The organism is Aestuariimicrobium ganziense (assembly GCF_015352975.1).
Classification (GTDB): domain Bacteria; phylum Actinomycetota; class Actinomycetes; order Propionibacteriales; family Propionibacteriaceae; genus Aestuariimicrobium; species Aestuariimicrobium ganziense.
Map to the genome: position 1 here is coordinate 147,523 of NZ_JACYIZ010000006.1, position 17,355 is coordinate 164,877.

17 protein-coding genes and 3 tRNA genes are annotated in these 17,355 nt (G+C 69.5%); 9 read left to right on the top strand and 11 right to left on the bottom strand.

All coding sequences use genetic code 11. The annotated features are described in order from the left end of the window. The first annotated feature begins 161 nt into the window (after nt 1-161). From IE660_RS12595 to IE660_RS12620, 6 genes are all read left to right on the top strand, one after another. Complete coding sequence (locus IE660_RS12595) at nt 162-1,520, top strand: SH3 domain-containing protein (protein ID WP_203568723.1); 1,359 nt, start codon at nt 162-164, stop codon at nt 1,518-1,520. 99 nt (nt 1,521-1,619) lie between these two features. Next, nucleotides 1,620-1,692, top strand: a tRNA-Glu gene (locus tag IE660_RS12600). Between the two features lie 15 nt (nt 1,693-1,707). Continuing rightward, on the top strand, nt 1,708-2,181 hold the full coding sequence (locus tag IE660_RS12605) for an FABP family protein (protein WP_203568724.1): 474 nt from the start codon (nt 1,708-1,710) through the stop codon (nt 2,179-2,181). 52 nt (nt 2,182-2,233) lie between these two features. Further along, nucleotides 2,234-2,307: transfer RNA gene (locus IE660_RS12610), tRNA-Asp, on the top strand. Nucleotides 2,308-2,346: 39 nt separating this feature from the next. Further along, a tRNA-Phe gene (locus tag IE660_RS12615) sits at nt 2,347-2,420 on the top strand. Nucleotides 2,421-2,520: 100 nt separating this feature from the next. Next, nucleotides 2,521-3,141: a hypothetical protein gene (locus IE660_RS12620; RefSeq protein ID WP_203568725.1), complete on the top strand. Its 621-nt coding sequence runs from the start codon at nt 2,521-2,523 to the stop codon at nt 3,139-3,141. A 62-nt stretch (nt 3,142-3,203) separates the two neighbouring features. Here the strand turns inward: IE660_RS12620 and IE660_RS12625 are convergent, their stop codons facing one another. The 9 genes from IE660_RS12625 to IE660_RS12665 form a co-directional block, all read right to left on the bottom strand. Then, the gene (locus IE660_RS12625) at nt 3,204-4,499 is read right to left on the bottom strand and encodes an NAD(P)/FAD-dependent oxidoreductase (RefSeq protein WP_203568726.1); all 1,296 of its coding nucleotides are present in this window, start codon (nt 4,497-4,499) and stop codon (nt 3,204-3,206) included. Nucleotides 4,500-4,544: 45 nt separating this feature from the next. Further along, on the bottom strand, nt 4,545-4,889 hold the full coding sequence (locus IE660_RS12630; protein WP_203568727.1) for an SIMPL domain-containing protein: 345 nt from the start codon (nt 4,887-4,889) through the stop codon (nt 4,545-4,547). Between the two features lie 178 nt (nt 4,890-5,067). Then, nucleotides 5,068-6,078: an alpha/beta hydrolase gene (locus IE660_RS12635; RefSeq protein ID WP_203568728.1), complete on the bottom strand. Its 1,011-nt coding sequence runs from the start codon at nt 6,076-6,078 to the stop codon at nt 5,068-5,070. After that, complete coding sequence (locus tag IE660_RS12640; RefSeq protein WP_203568729.1) at nt 6,078-6,317, bottom strand: DUF3073 domain-containing protein; 240 nt, start codon at nt 6,315-6,317, stop codon at nt 6,078-6,080. The genes IE660_RS12635 and IE660_RS12640 overlap by 1 nt, the downstream gene beginning before the upstream one ends. Before the next feature lie 158 nt (nt 6,318-6,475). After that, entirely contained in the window at nt 6,476-7,546 is a 1,071-nt protein-coding gene (purM, locus tag IE660_RS12645) for a phosphoribosylformylglycinamidine cyclo-ligase (protein ID WP_203568730.1), read from the bottom strand. A 2-nt stretch (nt 7,547-7,548) separates the two neighbouring features. Continuing rightward, nucleotides 7,549-8,997, bottom strand: a complete 1,449-nt coding sequence (gene purF, locus IE660_RS12650) for an amidophosphoribosyltransferase (protein ID WP_203568731.1) — start codon at nt 8,995-8,997, stop codon at nt 7,549-7,551. Nucleotides 8,998-9,001: 4 nt separating this feature from the next. Next, entirely contained in the window at nt 9,002-9,715 is a 714-nt protein-coding gene (locus IE660_RS12655; protein WP_203568732.1) for a hypothetical protein, read from the bottom strand. 572 nt (nt 9,716-10,287) lie between these two features. Continuing rightward, complete coding sequence (locus IE660_RS12660; protein ID WP_203568733.1) at nt 10,288-10,467, bottom strand: hypothetical protein; 180 nt, start codon at nt 10,465-10,467, stop codon at nt 10,288-10,290. Continuing rightward, entirely contained in the window at nt 10,464-10,883 is a 420-nt protein-coding gene (locus tag IE660_RS12665; RefSeq protein ID WP_203568734.1) for a DnaJ family domain-containing protein, read from the bottom strand. The genes IE660_RS12660 and IE660_RS12665 overlap by 4 nt, the downstream gene beginning before the upstream one ends. A gap of 64 nt (nt 10,884-10,947) precedes the next feature. Between IE660_RS12665 and IE660_RS12670 the strand changes: the two genes are divergently transcribed. Beyond that, the gene (locus IE660_RS12670) at nt 10,948-11,505 is read left to right on the top strand and encodes an LURP-one-related/scramblase family protein (RefSeq protein WP_203568735.1); all 558 of its coding nucleotides are present in this window, start codon (nt 10,948-10,950) and stop codon (nt 11,503-11,505) included. Between the two features lie 39 nt (nt 11,506-11,544). On the opposite strand, the gene IE660_RS12675 is transcribed toward IE660_RS12670, so the two are convergent. After that, on the bottom strand, nt 11,545-12,900 hold the full coding sequence (locus tag IE660_RS12675; RefSeq protein ID WP_203568736.1) for a dipeptidase: 1,356 nt from the start codon (nt 12,898-12,900) through the stop codon (nt 11,545-11,547). A gap of 93 nt (nt 12,901-12,993) precedes the next feature. Here IE660_RS12675 and IE660_RS12680 point away from each other — a divergent pair, with 93 nt between their 5' ends. Continuing rightward, complete coding sequence (locus IE660_RS12680; protein WP_203568737.1) at nt 12,994-14,853, top strand: S8 family serine peptidase; 1,860 nt, start codon at nt 12,994-12,996, stop codon at nt 14,851-14,853. A 23-nt stretch (nt 14,854-14,876) separates the two neighbouring features. After that, nucleotides 14,877-16,331: an alpha-amylase gene (locus tag IE660_RS12685; RefSeq protein WP_203568738.1), complete on the top strand. Its 1,455-nt coding sequence runs from the start codon at nt 14,877-14,879 to the stop codon at nt 16,329-16,331. A 2-nt stretch (nt 16,332-16,333) separates the two neighbouring features. Here the strand turns inward: IE660_RS12685 and IE660_RS12690 are convergent, their stop codons facing one another. Further along, entirely contained in the window at nt 16,334-17,008 is a 675-nt protein-coding gene (locus tag IE660_RS12690; protein WP_203568739.1) for a helix-turn-helix transcriptional regulator, read from the bottom strand. Nucleotides 17,009-17,355: the final 347 nt, after the last annotated feature.

Consider the following 17,355-nt stretch of genomic DNA (forward strand, 5'->3'; position numbering starts at 1 on the left):
TCACACAGATGTAGTTTTCTCGCACCCTCCGGCGTGTCGGCTTGCGGTCTAATGCGCCACCCAATTTGTCGGCTTGTGGCGGTAGGGGGCCCGACCTAGATTCCGACCCGTTGGACAAGCCATGACGTCCCAGCGACCGCTGGGCATCGGAGGGATCCCAGATGAACAAGCCGCTTCGAGGTCTACGCGCCTTCGCAGCCAGCATCTCGCTCGCGACCGCGCTGACCACGGCCGGCCTGGTGGTGGGGCCCTTGGCCGACGCCCAGTTCGGCACCGTGAGTGCTGTCACCGCCGTGAACGTCCGCTCGACCCCGTCGACCAGCGGCAAGATCCTCACCGTTCTCTACAAGGGCAGCAAGGCCACCCAGACCGGCTCGACCAAGAACGGCTGGGTACCGGTGCAGGTCAACGGCATCAAGGGCTGGGTCTCGCAGAACTACCTGATCGGCGCACGGGCCACCGCTGACGCGCCCGCCAGCACCAGCGGCAGCCGGGCCACCCTGGTCACGCTCGCGCCGGTCAACGTGCGCACCGGGCCCTCGACCGCCTACCGGTCGATCACCGTGCTCGCGAAGGGCACCAAGGTGAGCCCGACCGGACTCGTGGCGAAGGGCTGGACCCAGGTCACGCTGCGCGACCAGCGGGTCTGGATCTCGACCGCCTGGCTCGGCGATGCCGCCACCTCGTCCACCTCGACCTCGACTCCCAAGACCTCGGGCGAGACCGCGAGGGCGACCGCCGACCTGCTGGTGCGTTCGTCCCCCGGACGCAACTTCACCACCCTCGGCGAGATCCCCCGTGGCACCGTGCTCGACCTCACCGGCCTGGTGGAGCCCGGCGTGGCCCAGGTGGTCTGGCGCGGCGAGTACCGCTGGGTGAACGCCAACTACCTCGTCTCGGTCAGCACCAATCCGGCCCCGGCGGTGCCGAAGGTTCCGGTCGCCATCGGCACGCAGTACTCGACGGCCACCTGGCTCAGCATCCGCTCCAGCTCCAGTTCCAGCGCCTACGTGATCACCGACGTGCCCTTCGGCACCGCCCTCAAGGTCACCGGCACCGTGGCCAACGGCCGCGCAGAGATCGTCTGGAACGGCGCCTCGCGCTGGGTCACCGCGCAGTACCTCAGCGCCAACCCGCCGCTGGGCCAGAACCTGGGCTGGAGCAGTGGCCTCGACGGGCTGACCCCCCGCGCCAAGGTCGTGGTGGCCGAGGCACGTGAGAAGTTCCCCTTCATCCTGACCATCTACGGCGTGCGCCAGGACCCGCTGCCCGACCATCCGTCGGGACGCGCGGTCGACCTGATGATCCCCAGTTGGAGCACCTCGGCCGGCAACGCCCGCGGCTGGGAGGTCGCCACCTACTACCGCGCCAACGCCAAGCGACTGGGCATCCAGTACATCATCTGGGACCAGAAGATCTGGAACGTCACCCGTGACGCCGAGGGCTGGCGCCTGATGGCCGACCGTGGCGGTTCCACCGCGAACCACAAGGATCACGTGCACATCACTGTGCAGCCCTGACCGGGGAAGGTGACACCGGCCGTGGCGGACGAGGTCGGCCGTCACGGCCGGTCGGCATTTGGTCAGGCACCGCGGCTGTCCCCTACCATGGGGGCGCTGGTCCCCATCGTCTAGCGGCCTAGGACTCCGCCCTTTCAAGGCGGCAGCGCGGGTTCGAATCCCGTTGGGGATACGTATCATTTCGTCCATGACGCACGTGTGGCAGGACTGGGCGGGAACGTGGCGGGGTCGCGGTGACGGCGAGTACCCCACAATCGACGACTTCGCCTGGACCGAGGAGTTGGTGATCGCCCCCGTCCCGGGACGACCGCTGGCGTTGTGGACGAGCCGCACCCGCGACGAGGTCTCCGGCGACCCTCGCCACTCCGAGACCGGTTACCTCAGGCGCACGCCCTCCGGCGTGCAGTTGGTGCTGGCCCACGCCTTCGGGGCGACCGAGATCGCCGAGGGCAGCGGCGACGAGCACCGCATCGATCTGGTGGCGGGTCCCCTGCCCAGCGTGCCCGGTGGCAAGCCGATCGATGGGGTGGAGCGACACTACGAACGCGAGGGCGACCAGATCCGCTACACGCTGGCGATGGCCGCGGTCGGGGTCGAGATGTCGCACCACCTGGGGGCGGTGCTGCGCCGATTGGCGAACCCCGAAGACGGCACGCTATAGTTTCCAAGCCGCCAGAGATGGCGGCGGTCTTGGTCTGGGAGAACAGGCCCAAGGCCCCGTAGCGCAGTTGGTTAGCGCGCCGCCCTGTCACGGCGGAGGTCGCGGGTTCGAGTCCCGTCGGGGTCGCGAGGCGATGGGTGGACGATCCACCCCGCCCCACCACCAGGCCAGGTAGCTCAGTTGGTAGCAGCGTTCGCCTGAAAAGTGAAAGGTCGCCGGTTCGAACCCGGCCCTGGCCACGTCTGAGGCAGCACCCACGACATCGCGGGGGCTGCCTTCGTCGTCTGTGAGGTCCGCACTGCCCGTAGAGTGGGGCCAGTTCGACACCAGGAGACCAGCATGTCGCAGCAGGGCTACCCGCCTGGCCCCCAGTCCGGGCCGCCGTCCCAGCCCGGGCCCCCGCAGTCCGGCCCGGGAACTCCCTATCCCCAGTCGGGCAACTCGGCGAACTGGCCCACGGCCGAACAGCCCACCAGGCAGTGGCAGCCCAACCAGTGGCCCACCCAGCAGCCGGTGGCCCCTCAGGCTCCACAGCAGGGCCAGCACCCGCAGCCCCAGCAGCCCTACCCACCTCAACAGCCTCTCCCCGGCCAGCCACATCCAGGCCAGCAGGGTGGACCAGCCCCGCAGTTCCCCCAGCCGCAGCCCACGCCGCCGTACCCGAGCCAGGGTCCCCCAGGCGGCATGGGTCCGGCGCCGATGGGTCAGCAGTACCCACAGCAGCCGATGGGGTGGAGCCAGTCACCGGCACCCGTTGACGCCGCGACGGCAGCCGACAAGCAGTTCAAGGAGTCGCTGATCATCCTGGTCGGGGTGCTTGCCGTGATCCTGGTGATCTTCCTGATCACACGGTGGTTGGCCTATGGCGCTGCGATCGTCGCCCTGGGCTACGTCGGCTGGACCGGCTTCCGGCTGATGCAGGCGCGCAAGCAGCCGCAGGCCCCTCGACCCTTCGGCTGAGTACGCAGCCGGTCAGCGGTGCGCCGCGACCGCACGCAGGGCGCACCAGGTCGCCCGGCGGTTCAGTCGTCGTCGTGGACGGCGCCCGGGGTCCCGGGATCGACGATGTCGCCGATGATGCCGTTGGCCGACTTGGGCCAGGTCAGGTAGCGCACACCCATGTTGATCATCGCGGTCAACCGGTTGCGCCCGCCCAACAGGCTGCGCAGGTGCACCACGACCCAGAGCAGCCAGGCGATGACACCGGTGACCGAGGCTGATCGCCCGCCGGGCAGTGCGAGCTCGACGACCGCGGCGTTGCGTCCGATGGTGGCCATCGTCCCCTTGTCGACGTAGCCGAAGTCGGTGCCCGATCGTCCCTTGACCGCTGCGACGATCTGGTCGGCGGCGTGGCGTCCCATCTGGATGGCGGGCTGCGCGAGTTGCGGCAGCGGGTCGTCGACGACCAGGGCGGCATCACCCACGGCGTAGACGTCGGACAGACCCTGAACCCGCAGCCGGCGGTCGACCAGGATGCGACCGCCGCGCCCCTGCGGCAGTCCCCAGTCGGCGACGACCGGGTGAGCGCCCACGCCGGCCGCCCAGATCACCACGTCGACCTCGAGGCTGCCCCCATCGGCGAAGTGCAGCCGGTCCTGCTCGACCCGGTCGATCGTGGTGCCGAGCCGCACGTCGACGCCGCGCCGCCGCAACTGCGCCAGCGTGTAGTCACGCAGTTCCGGCTCGAACGGGGCCAGCACGGCATCACCCATCTCGACGAGCACGACCCGGAAGTTGTCGGTGGCGATCTCGGGGTAGACCGCCGGCAGCCCTTCGGACTTGAGTTCGGCCAAGGTGCCGGCCATCTCGACCCCGGTGGCGCCACCCCCGACCACAGCGACCGTGAAGCGCCGATCCGGGTCGTGCTGGGCGCTGAGTGCCTCCAGACCGGAGAAGATCCGGTCGCGGACGTCGAGCGCGGCACCGCGGGTGTAGATCGAGCGTGAGTGCTGGGCCGCCCCGGGGATGCCGAAGTGGTTGGGCCCCACGCCGGGTGCGAGCACCAGGTGGTCGTAGGTGATCGGGGCACCATGGCTGACCCGGACGGCCCTGGCCTCGGTGTCGATGCCGGTGACCGAGCCCCGACGGAAGGTGATCGCCCCGAGGCGGTGGTTCGCCGCGAACCGGCGAAGCCCATAGGTGATGTCGCCGGGGTTCAGCCCACCCGTGGCGACCTGGTAGAGCAGCGGCTGGAAGACCGAGTAAGGGTGCCTGTCGACCAGGGTGACCCGCAGACCGGCCTTGGCCAGAGCCGTGGCGGCGCTGAGGCCGGCGAACCCTCCGCCGACGATGACGACGTGCTGATCACGAAGTGGCATGCCTCGATCGTCGCACCCCGGTGGCGTCGGACCCAAGTTCGCGACTCAGCCCTGACGAGCTTGGTCAGCCGCGAACCGGGCATGCACCGACTCCCAGAACTCGATGTCCTCCGGACTCACCGACGAGCCCGAGCTGGACGATCCGGGCGCACCCGCGGGCATCGCCGCCCGCAAGGCCGCCGGTCCCCCACTGTCGAACTGGTGCTCGACCCTCGCCCTGCTTGACAGCATGCCGGGGTCGGAGACCTCGAGGCAGTGCACCTCACCCAGTCCCGCGGCAGTGGCCATGGTCTGGGCGCGTTCCCTGGCGTTGAACACCGCTGCGGCCAGCACCCTGGCCTCCTGTTCGACCCGGTGCTTCTCGGTCAGGGCCCACTCGACCCGGCCCAAGGTCACCCCCCTCGTGCCCCAGGCTGAGGTGGATGGTGGCCCGCTCGGGCGCGACGGACGCCTGCGCGGTGCCGACGATGGTGATCTCCACGATGACTCCCTTCCTTGTCCCGAGGGTGCCACGGCGGACTGACGACATCACGGTGTCGCAGGGCGGGGACGAGCGCCAACGAAGGGCTCAGATGGCGGAGACGGCCTCGGGCAGCGACTCGCGGTCGACCACGTAGGCATGCGCCCAGCGCCGCACCTCGTCGAAGAAGGCCGTGCGGGCCGGCAGCCGCGACAGGGTCAGGTCGTGCATGCCGCCCTTGATCCGCACCACGGTCACGTGCGGACCCAGCCGCACCGCCGCCTTGGCCAGCTTGTCGACCTCGAGCACCGTGTCTGCCTCGAACAGCGACTCGTCCCAGGTGCGCCGGAAGTCGGACCGATCGCTGATCAGGGTGAGCACCGGGCAGTCGATCGCCAACCCGGCCGAGACCCGCTTCTGCCCCTGCATCACGGCGGCGAGCCACCCGGCCCGCAGCACGAACGACGGGTGCTTCTTCAGCCCGAGGTCGAAGTCCCACTCCCCGTCCAGCGAGTCGTGGATGCTGCGCACGTAGAGCCCCGAGTCGGGCAGGTTGATCACGTAGGTGGCGTTGCGCTTGCTCATCTGCTTGAGGAACTGTGAGGTGACCGCCCGGAACGCCTCGGTGCCGTGCATGTCGAGCCACGGGGCGTTGAGGATCAGCCCGTTGAGTTCCCCGGGTCGGCGGCTCGCCCACAGCGAGGCCACCAGTCCGCCGGTGGAGTGGCCCATGACGGTCATCTGGTCGTGGTCTGCGCGCACCACCTCGAGGGCGGCGTCCAACTCCTGGCCGTACTCGTCTAGGTCGGTGATGAAGCCCGCGAACTGTCCCTCGCCGAGCGATCGTCCGTAGCGACGCAGGTCGACAGCGTAGAAGTCGAAACCCTCCTGGTCGAAGAACTTGGCCAGGTGGGTCTGGAAGAAGTAGTCACTCCAGCCGTGCACGTAGAGCACCGCGCGCGGGTGCCGGGCCGGCCCACGGCGCACGAGCGTGCCCACCAGCGGATCGGTCTCGGGCTCGTCGGGGGCGTAGGTCGCCAGCGGGAGCTCGAGGGTCAGGCACTCAAACCCGGACAGCTTGGTGTCAGGGCGCCAGTCGGCGCCCTCGTCCTCAGGCATCAGGAGGTGCGACGAACGTCCTGCTCGTCGTCCTCGTCGAGTTCGTCATCGTCCTCGTCGAACTCGTCATCGGCATACCGGTCAGCGAGGTCGGAGTAGTCCGGCTCGTCGAAGGTGTACTGGCCGCCTGACTCGGTGCGGAGCTCTCGTTCCAGCGACGCGAAGTCGGTGTTCACCGGACGGTACTTGAGATCTCGGGCAACCTTGGTCTGCTTTGCCTTTGCACGGCCGCGCCCCATATGGGTCGACCCCCTCGCTTGGTCATCGCGGGGTGTGCCCGCGGAATGTCTGGTCTGCTGTCGTGACGGCAAGACTACCGGAGCACGCCAGATGAGCCAAAGCAATCCACGCCCGCCAACGCTGAGGGCTGAAACCGGCGTCGGCGCTGGTCAGGCGCTCAGCGATGCGCCCCCTGCAGGACGACCCGCTCACCGTGTTCGCGCACCGGGTGGACGACGCCACAGACCCACGATTCGAGCCCTCGTCCGCGCATCTCGGCCTGGGCGACTGCCACGGCGTTCTGCGGCAGGACGATGGCCATGCCGACGCCCTGGTTGAGGGTCGCCTCGATGTCGGCCTGCGACACCTGACCCACCTGCTGCACCAGCGAGAAGACCGGCGGCGGGGTCCAGGTGGCGCGGTCGACCTCGACGGTCAGCCCCTCGGGCACCACGCGGGCCAGGTTGTTGGCGAAGCCGCCACCGGTGATGTGGCTCAGCGCGTGCACCGGTTCGCCGATCTGCTCACAGACGTCGAGCACGGCCAGCAGGTCGCTGGCGTAGACCCGAGTCGGGGTCAGCAACGCCTCGCCCAGGGTGGTGCCCAGGTCGGCCACGTGCTTGTCGAGTGTCCATCCGGCGTCGTCGAGCAACACCTTGCGCACCAGGGAGTAGCCGTTGGAGTGCAGCCCGGACGAGGCCACCGCCAGCACCAGGTCGCCCTCGGTGACCCGCTCGGGCCCCAGGATCTTGGCCTTCTCGACCACCCCGGTGGTGGCGCCGGCCACGTCGTACTCATCGGGTCCGAGCAGCCCGGGGTGTTCGGCGGTCTCGCCGCCGAGCAGTGCCGCGCCGGCCTGCTCGCAGGCCGCCGCGATCCCCTTGACGATGTCGGCGATGCGTTCGGGCACGACCTTCCCGCAGGCGATGTAGTCGGTCACGAACAGCGGCTCGGCCCCGCACACGACCAGGTCGTCGACCAGCATGCCGACCAGGTCGAAGCCGATGGTGTCGTGCTTGTCGAGGGCCTGGGCGATGGCCACTTTCGTCCCCACCCCATCGGTCGAGGTCGCGAGCACGGGGTGGTTGTAGCCGGCCAGGGCCGAGGCGTCGAAGAAGCCGGCGAAGCCCCCCAACCCGCCCAGCACCTCGGGGCGGCGGGTGCGTGCGACGTGCTGCTTCATCAGTTCGACGGCGCGGTCGCCGGCCTCGATGTCGACGCCGGCTCGGGCGTAGGCGGACTGGCTCATGGTCACTCCTTGGGGGTGAGGCGGGTCGGCACCGGAACCGGGTAGACCCCGTCGAAGCAGGCTCGGCACAACTGGTCCATGGGCTGGTGCGTGGTCTGCACGAGCGCCTCGAGCGAGATGAAGCCCAGCGAGTCGGCGCCGATCGCGCGGCACATCTCGTCGGTCCCCATGCCGGGGGCGAGCAGCTCGGCGCGGGTGGCGAAATCGATGCCGTAGAAGCAGGGCCACTGCACCGGCGGCGACGAGATCCGCACGTGCACCTCGGCGGCGCCGGCGCTGCGCAGCATCGCCACCACCTGGCGCTGGGTGTTGCCGCGCACGATCGAGTCGTCGACCACGACCAGCCGCTTGCCCTCGACCACGTCGCGCAGCGGGTTGAGCTTGAGCCGGATGCCGAGTTGGCGCACCGTCTGCGAGGGCTGGATGAAGGTGCGTCCGACGTAGGCGTTGCGCACCAGGCCCTGCCCGTAGGGAATGCCCGACTCGGCCGCATAGCCGATCGCGGCCGGCGTCCCCGAGTCGGGGGTGGGGATCACCAGGTCGGCCTCGGCCGGGCACTCCTCGGCGAGCAACTTGCCGATCTTGACCCGGACGTTGTGGATGCGTCGACCGTTGAGCGTGGTGTCGGGCCGGGCCAGGTAGACGTACTCGAACAGACAACCCTTCGGCGCCGGCTCGGCGAACTGGTTCGAGCGCAGACCGTCGGCGTCGATCGCCAGCAGTTCGCCTGGTTCGATGTCGCGGACGAATGTGGCCCCGACGATGTCGAGGGCCGCGGTCTCGCTGGCGACCACCCAGCCGTTCTGCAGCCGTCCCAGGGCCAGCGGGCGGATCCCCTGTGGGTCGCGCGCGGCGTACAGGGTGTTCTCGGTCATGAAGGTGAGGCAGAACGCGCCACGCAGGTGCGGCAGCACCGCCAGCGCGGCCTTCTCGATGTCGTCCTCGCCGTGGGTGGCCAGCAGTGCCGACAGGATCGCGGTGTCAGAGGTGGAGTCCATCCGCTGCTTGTGGGGCACCTCGCTGCAGGGGGCCTGGGTGGCCAGCATGGCCTCGAGTTCCTCGGTGTTGGTGAGGTTGCCGTTGTGCGCCAACGCCAGGCCGCCGTCGCCGGTCTCGCGGAAGGTCGGTTGGGCGTTGCCCCAACTGGACGAGCCGGCGGTCGAGTAGCGGGTGTGGCCGACGGCCAGGTGGCCCTGGAGGGAGTTGAGGGTCGACTCGTCGAAGACCTGCGAGACCAGCCCCATGTCCTTGAAGACCATGATCCGCTGGCCGTTGCTGACCGCCAGCCCCGCGGACTCCTGACCACGGTGCTGCAGGGCGAACAACCCGAAGTAGGCGAGTTGGGCGACGTGTTCGCCCGGGCTGAAGACCCCGAACACACCGCACTGGTCCTGGGGACCTCGGTCGTGGGGATCGAGTTCGTGGGTCAGACGACCATCCGGACGGCGCACGCGCTCACCCTACCGCCTGCTCACCTGCCCCTGACCGTGCTGCCCACCACCCTTGGCGGCTGAGGAGCCTCAGTCGACCACCCGTGCACACCCATCCGAAGACGAAGGCGACCATGACCGAGGCCACCATCATCTCCCCGCCGTCCTCGAGCACCTGCGTCACGTGGGAAGCTTTCGACGCGGCCGGCAGTACCGATCCGACGGCATCCAACAGCACGCCCACTGTGAAGAGGGCTCCGAGGAGCACCAAGAGATCGCCGGTGAACGCCTTGATGGCCCTCGGGGCTCGCCAGAGACCAGCCAGCAGCCCCAAGCCCAGCGGGAGACCGACCAGGGCAACCAGGCCGAGTTCGCCCAACTCCTGTGCTGAGAGCACGCCGTTCGAGGGCAGCACCTGAGCTCGGGCGATCCGATGCCCGAATCGCTCGTGCAGTCGCAGCGCGTCGGTGGCCACCATGGCCAGGAAGAGCACGACCCAGCCGACCAGTCGCAGGGTGCGATGCAGTATCACCGCGAGCGCCGTGAGCACCAGCAGCCAGGCCCACTTCAGATACTGGTAGTGCTCGGCGAGACCATTGTCCATGTCGATCTGGTAGCGCGACAGCGACCGGGTGGGGTCGAGCCGATACAGCACGTGCAGCGTGATGTAGCCGAGGTCAGTGAGCAGCAGCAGCACGAGCAGCATCGAGTGCGGTGTCGGCCGCCGGGTGCGCTCCATACCTCGACGCTATGGCCCGGCGATGAGACGGCCATGAGAGACACACGTGATCGTCGTCATGGTGTCGGCCGTCACGCCCCGCGAGGTGGACCCACCGAGCCTCTCTCGACGATCTCGGGCTCCAGGCTGACCGCCCGCGCAGGGCCGCCCCTACCGGGGTGGCGCAACCGCTCGGCCAGCACCTGCGCCGCCAGTCGCCCGACCCCGCCGACGCGGAGCCGCCACCGCGGTCAGCGGCGGGTCGAGGTCAGCGGCGAGCACATCGTCCTGAGCGATCATCGACACGTCGTGACCCAGCCGCAGACCGGCTGTTCGCAGGCGCAGGCTGAGTGGTTCGGCCTCGAGGTCGGAGTGCACGTGCGCGTGCCCCTGTCACAGCAGGTGCTCGATGGCGAGCTCAGCCCCCTGGCATGGTCGGTTCCTACGCTGTCGTAGCGACCGGGCGTGCCCCGGCGTCGCCTCAGGCGTTCCATCAGCACCACGGGCAGTCAGTTCGCCGACGCGGCCGTGGTCGAGGACTTCGGGGCAGCCGACCTCGGCGGGCAACTCGCGCATGACCAGGGCTTCGGCGGTCAGGCGCAGCGGTTGCCGATCCAGCACACCCGCAGGAAGGCGCGCTCGGGTGCGTTGACGGCGACCGCGTGGTTCGACCAACTCGGCACGATGTCACCCAAGTGGTCGGGGTCGATGCCTGCGTCGGCGGCGCAGCGCAGCACCCGGGAGCGGACGACCTCGTCCATCGGGGCGCTCATCGGGCCGGCCTGGGTGACTCAGGATCGTCGCGGCGGCGTTGCCACTCGGCGAGCACCTCGTCCACGTCGAGGGGACGCGTGTAGATCGGTACCCGCTCGACCTGGCGGGCGTTGGAGTCCTTGATGCGCGCGTTGAGGTCCTCGATGAGGTCGCGCGCCAGTTCGCGGGTGCGGACGTCGGCCAGGGTCTGCTGGATGTCCTGCTTCTCGCGCCGCAGGCGCAGCGAGGTGGGCATGGCGCCGGTGAGGTCTTCCTTCTCGAGCTTTCGCCGCAACCACCAGTCGGCATCGCCCGGTCGTCCCAGGTCGATCGGCTTGCCGGCGCCGGGCAGGTTGTCGAACTCGCCACGTTCCATCGCCTCGCGGATCTGGCGCTCGACCCAGGTCTCGGAGCGCGGCTGGCCGGGATGGGACATGGGTCGAGTCTACGGACGCGCCACGCCCCTCGAGTCGGCCCTGCGGATCGATACGATTCCGGCTGTGTACGTACCCGAGTTCTTCGTCAAGCAGCGCATCACCATGTTGGTCAACCGGTACGAGGTGCTCGCACCCGGACCCGACGGCCAGCCCGGGCAGATGCTGGCCTTCGCCCAGCAGAAGCGGCTGGCCTTAAAGGAGAAGGTGACCTTCTACTCCGACGACACCCAGACCCGGCCGGTGTTCAGCTTCGCCGCCCGCCAGGTGGTCGACCTGGGCGCGCAGTACGACGTCTTCGACGAGTACGGCCAACCGATCGGCTACATCAAGAAGGTCTTCGGTGCCAGCCTGCTGCGCTCCACCTTCGAGATCGCCGGCCCCGGCTACCAGGGACGCGGCCACGAGGAGAACGAAGCGGTCGCCCTGCTGCGCCGGTTCACCGAACTGGACTTCCTACCGGTGCACTTCGCGTTCACCTCCGAGCAGGGCGAGCCGTTGATGCGGGTGCGTCGCCAGTTCTCGCTGCGCGACAAGTACACCGTCACCGTGCCCGACCAGCGCGTCGACTTCCGGGTCGCCGCCGCCATGGGCGTGGCGCTCGACGTGCTGATGAGCCGCTGAGCCTCGTCCCTCGCCGTTTCCGTCAGGGTCGAAACAGGCTCAGCGGGCGAGTCGGGCCAGCAGCAGCGCCTCGGCGACGGCGGCCTTGCCGAAGTCACCCAGGTCGAGGGACTCGTCGATGCCATGGGCGCGGGAGTCGGGATCGCCGACCGCGGTGACCAGCACCGTCGCGTCCGGGAAGGCCTGCTGGAAGTCGGCCACCATCGGTATCGAGCCACCCTGGCCGACCTGGACGGCGTCTCGTCCCCAGGCCACCTTGAAGGCGTCGGCCGCAGCGTCGGCGACATGTCCCTCGAACGGGATCAGGCCGGGCTGACCGGAGTCACCGTCGGTGACGGTCACCTTCGCACCCCACGGGGCGTGGGTCTCGAGGTGGGTGCGCAGGGCGTCCATGGCACGGTTCGCGTCGTCGCCGGGAGCCACGCGCAGGCTGACCTTGGCGCGGGCCTTCGGGGCCAGGGTGTTCGAGGCATTGGCCACCGAGGTGGCGTCGATCGCCAGCACGCTGATCGAGGGCTGGCCCCACAGCCTGCTGACCACGCTGCCCTCGCCGATCCACTCGACGCCGTCGAGGATGCCGGTCTCGGTGCGCAGGCGGTCCTCGGGGTAGTCGAGGTCGGCGACCTCACCGTGCTGCAGGCCCTCGACCGCGACCCGTCCGGAGTCGTCATGCAGGGTGGCGAGCAGTCGGCACAGGGTGGTGAGCGCATCAGGGACGATGCCGCCGAACTGTCCCGAGTGCAGTGCGTGGTCGAGCGTGGCGACCTCGACGACGCAGTCGGCCAGCCCGCGCAGGGTGGTGGTGAAGGCGGGCTCGCCGACGTCCCAGTTGCCGGAGTCGGCGATCACGAACACGTCGGAGCGCAGCAGATCGGCGTGGCGTTCCAGGATGGTGGCCAAGCTGGGTGAGCCGATCTCCTCCTCACCCTCGATGAACAGGGTGACTCCGACCGGCGGCTTGCCGTCGAAGGCGCGTAGCGCGGCCAGATGCACCGCGATGCCGGCCTTGTCATCGGCGGTGCCTCGTCCGAACAGGCGCCCGTCACGCTCGGTGGCCTCGAACGGTTCGCTCGTCCACAACGCCAGATCGCCGGTGGGCTGCACGTCGTGGTGGGCGTACAGGCAGACGGTGGGCTGGCCCTCGGGTGCGGGGAAGCGGGCGATGACGGCGGGCAGGCCGCCCTCGGCGACCACCTGCACGTCGGGGCAGCCGAGTTCCTTGAGCTGTTCGGCCACCCAGAGCGCGCTGGCCTGCACATCGGCGATGTGGTCGGGCATGGACGAGATCGAGGGGATCGCGCACAGGGCGATCAGGTCGTCGAGCGTGCCGGGGAGCTCCTGCTCCACTCGGGCGCGCAGGGCATCGTCGTCATGGAGGGCGTCGTCGTGGGCCATGAAGCTGACCCTATCGCCGGCCCGGGCGGCACGGCTGACCGTCGAAGGTCACCGGCGGGGAACTGTCACGGCGACACCGTACACTCAGGGATCGTGAGCAGGTGGAGGCGTGCTGGACGGGCGGCGGCGGCCCTGGTCGTCGGCGCGCTCTCGATGTCGCTCGCCTCGCTGGCGCAGGCCACCCCTCCCCCGATGCCGCAGAACCCCTTTCCGGCTGAGGTGCCTGCCCACTGGAGTGGTGACGTCATCGTCAAGTTCCGCGACGGAACGCCGGCCGAGCGCACCGCCGCCGGCCGCGAGGGCGCCATCCGCGCGGCCAGCAACCGCGCCAGACTGCCCCAGGCCGCGCGCGCGAAGCGGGTGCTCGGCAACGAGGCCGCCCTGGTCAGCGGCGGTGGCAACCCCCGGTCGCTGATCGCCACACTCCAAGCCCGTTCCGACGTCGAATGGGCAGTGCCCGACACCCGCATCGTCCGGGCCACCAACGACACCTACTGGTCGTCACAGTGGAACCTGCAGGAGGGGCTGCCCGGGTTGTCGGTGACCAGCGCGTGGCAGCGAACGTCTGGTTCTGGTGCGCGGGTGGCCGTGATCGACAGTGGCAGGACCAACCCCCCCGACCTGTCGGGACGCTGGCTGGGTGGTTACGACTTCGTCTCCGACCCGACAGCCGGCGGCGACGGCAACGGGCGCGACGGCGACGCGACCGACACCGGTGACTACTGCAACAGCGACCCGTCCAGCTGGCACGGCACTGGGGTGGCCGGGACGATCGCCGCCCTCGCCAACAACTCCCGCGACATCGCCGGCGTCGCGCCCGCCAGCCGGGTCGTCCCGGTGCGGGTGCTGGGACGATGCGGTGGTTACGTCTCCGACCTGATCGACGCGATGCTGTGGTCGGCGGGGATCGCGGTGCCCGGCGCACCCGCCAACGCGTACCCGGCTCGGGTGCTCAACCTGTCGCTCGCCTCGGTGCAGCCGGAGGCCTGTTCGCCGGCGATGCAGGACGCGATCAACCGAGTGCGAGGGCGCAATGCCCTGGTGGTGGTCGCGGCCGGCAACGAGTACGCGCCCGCAGCCAGCTATTCACCAGGCAACTGCCAGGGCGTGATGACGGTCGCGGCGAGCAACCCCTCGGCCCAGCGGTCCAGCTTCTCCAACTACGGCGGGCCCGTCAGGGTGGCAGCCCCCGGCGGCGAGACCAATGCGCCGGTGCCCTCGCTCGGGCTGGATGCCGCCACCACGAACAACGGCGCCTACACCACCGTCGGCGTCCTGGGTACCAGCATCGCCGCACCGCACGTCTCCGGGGTGGCGGCGCTGCTGCTGGCGGCCCATCCGTCGCTGACGCTGGCCCAACTCGAGACGCTGCTCACCCGCACCGCCGAAGGTGCTGACACTTGTAGTGGGTGCGGTGCGGGCATCGTCGACGCCAATCTGGCCCTGTCGTGGCTGCCGACGGTGAGCTCGCTCGGGTTCGCGCACACCGGCCTGCCCGGCGGCGAGATGGTGCTGCTCGGTGCAGGGCTGGCCAGGGTCACCTCGGTGACCATTGGCAGCCTCGACGCGCCGATCGTCGGCAGGAGCGGCGACAACCGCCTGGTCGTGCGCGCCCCCGCCCACCTGGCTCCGGGCCGCTACCCGGTGAAGGTGTCCAACGGCATGGTGACGACCACCGGCCGGGTCGACGTCGGCTATGTCGACCTGCCGCGCGTGGTGTCGCTGCCGACCACGACCGCCGCAGCCAGGGCGGTGATCCAGGTGACCGGACGCGGTTTCCTGCCCGGTGCGACGGTCGACCTGTCGGGCACCCCGGCCGAGGTCACGACGGTCTCGCCGGAGAGCCTGTGGTTCGTCGTCCCGGCCGGTGTGAAGGGACGAGTCGTCGTCCGGGTGACCACCAGCCAGGGGACGAGTTCTGCCTCGAAGGGCTCCATCCTCACCGTGAGCTGACCCGCTCTGGCACGATCAGGGGGGTGAGAACCCGCCCCCGATGGATCGTCCTCGTCCTCGCCCTGGCACTGTCGTTGCTGGCGTCAGCGTGCCGTCAGGATGCCGGGCAGCCCACTCCGAGCCCGACGTCCGCTGCCTCGACGACCCCCCTGAGCCCCGTCGGGCCGGCGATGCCGGTGGGGGTGCAGATGTTCCAGTGGAACTGGCGCTCGATCGCCGCGGAATGCCCGCAGTTGGCGCGCGACGGCTACTCGTTCCTGCAGACCTCGCCGCCCCAGGAGTCGATTGCCGGCGATCCGTGGTGGATCGTCTACCAGCCGGTCTCGTACAAGCTGGAGTCGACGCTGGGCACCCGCGAGGAGTTCGCCGCCATGGTGAAGGCCTGCCAAGAGGTCGGTGTCGAGGTGTTCGCCGACGTGGTGATCAACCACATGACCGGTCAGGACACAGGCGGTACCGGCACGGCCGGGTCGAAGTTCGAGCACTACCGCTACCCGGGCATCTACGAGCCAGCTGACTTTCACCAGTGCGGGCTGACCGAGGGCAACGAGATCGTCGACTACTCCAACCAGGCGCAGGTGCAGACCTGTGAGCTGCTTAACCTGTCCGATCTCAACACCTCGTCCGACAAGGTGCGTCGCACGATCGCGGCCTACTTGGACGACCTGATGTCGCTGGGGGTGGTCGGTTTCCGGGTCGACGCGGCCAAGCACATCAGTGCTGAAGACCTGGCCGCGATCATCGACCTGGTGAAGGTGGAGCCGAAGCTGATCCTCGAGGTGATCCGCGGAGCCGACAACGAGCCAGTGCAGCCCGAGCAGTACGTCAACATCGGCCCGTCGCAGGAGTTCGGCATCTCGCGCGAGCTGATGAACATCTTCGGCAACTACAGCTTCGACTCGGTCAACACCTTCGGCATCGGGTCGTGGCTGCCCAGCAAGAGTGCGATCAGCTTCGTCGACAACCACGACACCGAGCGCAACGGCGAGTCGCTGTCGATCGCCAACCCCGGCCCCTACCGGCTGGCGCAGGCCTTCCTGCTGGGCTACGGCTACGGCACGCCCGTGCTCTACACGGGCTATGAGTTCAACTTCGTCACCGACGCCGGCCCTCCGCGCGGTGACGGGTCACGGGTGCAGGACGCCAAGTGCGGCACCCCGCCGTGGACCTGCAACCACCGCTCCCCCGCCAATGTCGGCATGATCCAGTTCCACAAGGCGGTCGGTGACGCACCGGTGACGACGATGGCCGAGGGCAACCTGGTCGGCATCCAGCGCGGAGGCCACGGCTTCGTCGCGATCAACGCCGGCGAGGGCGCGACGGCCGTGCCGTGGGAGACCGGCATGGCCCCGGGGTCCTACTGCAACCTGGCGGTGCCCGGCTGCACCGAGAAGGTGAGCGTGGGCGACGACGGCAAGATCACCAGCGAGGTGCCCGGCGACACCGTGGTCGCCATCGCCGCCACACACAAGGGCTGACCTCACCGGCCGGGCGACGGCTCGAAGGCGGGCTCGCCCTCGGGGTGGCGCCCGAGTTCGCGGTCGCCGGCAACTCGTTCGTCGAGTTCGTCGACTTCGTCGAGTTCGTCCGCCTCGTCCACTCCCTCGAGCCACTCACTCAGGGTGGGCGTCGGCCCCTCGCTCCGACTCAGGGCGATCGATCGAAGCCTCGTGCGCTCGCGAACCTGTTCGCGCCACTCGTTGCGCTGGGCCATGACTTGTTGACTGGTCGGGTGCTGCGTGGCGAGTGCCCGCTCAGCGGAGGCTCCCAGTGCGAGCTGCTCCGCGAGCGACCGAGCACCACGACGTCGCCGGCCCACAGACGCCGCCACCGGCCGGTAGTTGAAGCCCCCTTGCCCCGAGGGGTTGGCCCACGGCGAGGCGGCCACCACGTCGAGGTGGGCAGGGAATCGGCGGCCGACGCTGTCGCGCACCGAGTCGGGCGTGCCCATGGGTTCTGCTCGGACCTCGGCCACATCGATGACATCCATCCGAAGCCCAGCCAGGTCGAGGATCCGCGCGTACATCGAGAGTGAGGGCTCGCGGTCGCCGCTCTCCCACCGGCCAACGGTGCCGGGCGCCACCCCGAGCAGGCCAGCCAGCCCTCGTTGGCTGACTCTGAGGATGCGCCTCACCCGTCGGATCAGCCCAGGCACGTCGAGGCCGGTCGAATGCGCACCGCTACGCCACCCGCCGCGGTGGCTCGATCGATCTGTTGTCTGCACTTGTCCGTCCCCCCACTCGCCCCACGTAGGTTGCCTGAAGATCTCGACACGACAGTCGCAGGCAGCACTGACACTTCTGTTCCATGGGCCGGCGCAGACCCGCCTGGCGCCTCTCTCACCGGGCGCTTCTGGGACGAGTGCCTACTCCAGACCGTGGGGAGTGCTTCCGTTGCGGAGGCACTCCCCACGGAATGGAGTCCACCCAGTCCACCGCGCCCACGAGCCGCCCGGCGGAAGCCGAGGGGCTGCCGAGGCTGCCGGGGCACGGGCGTGAGCCC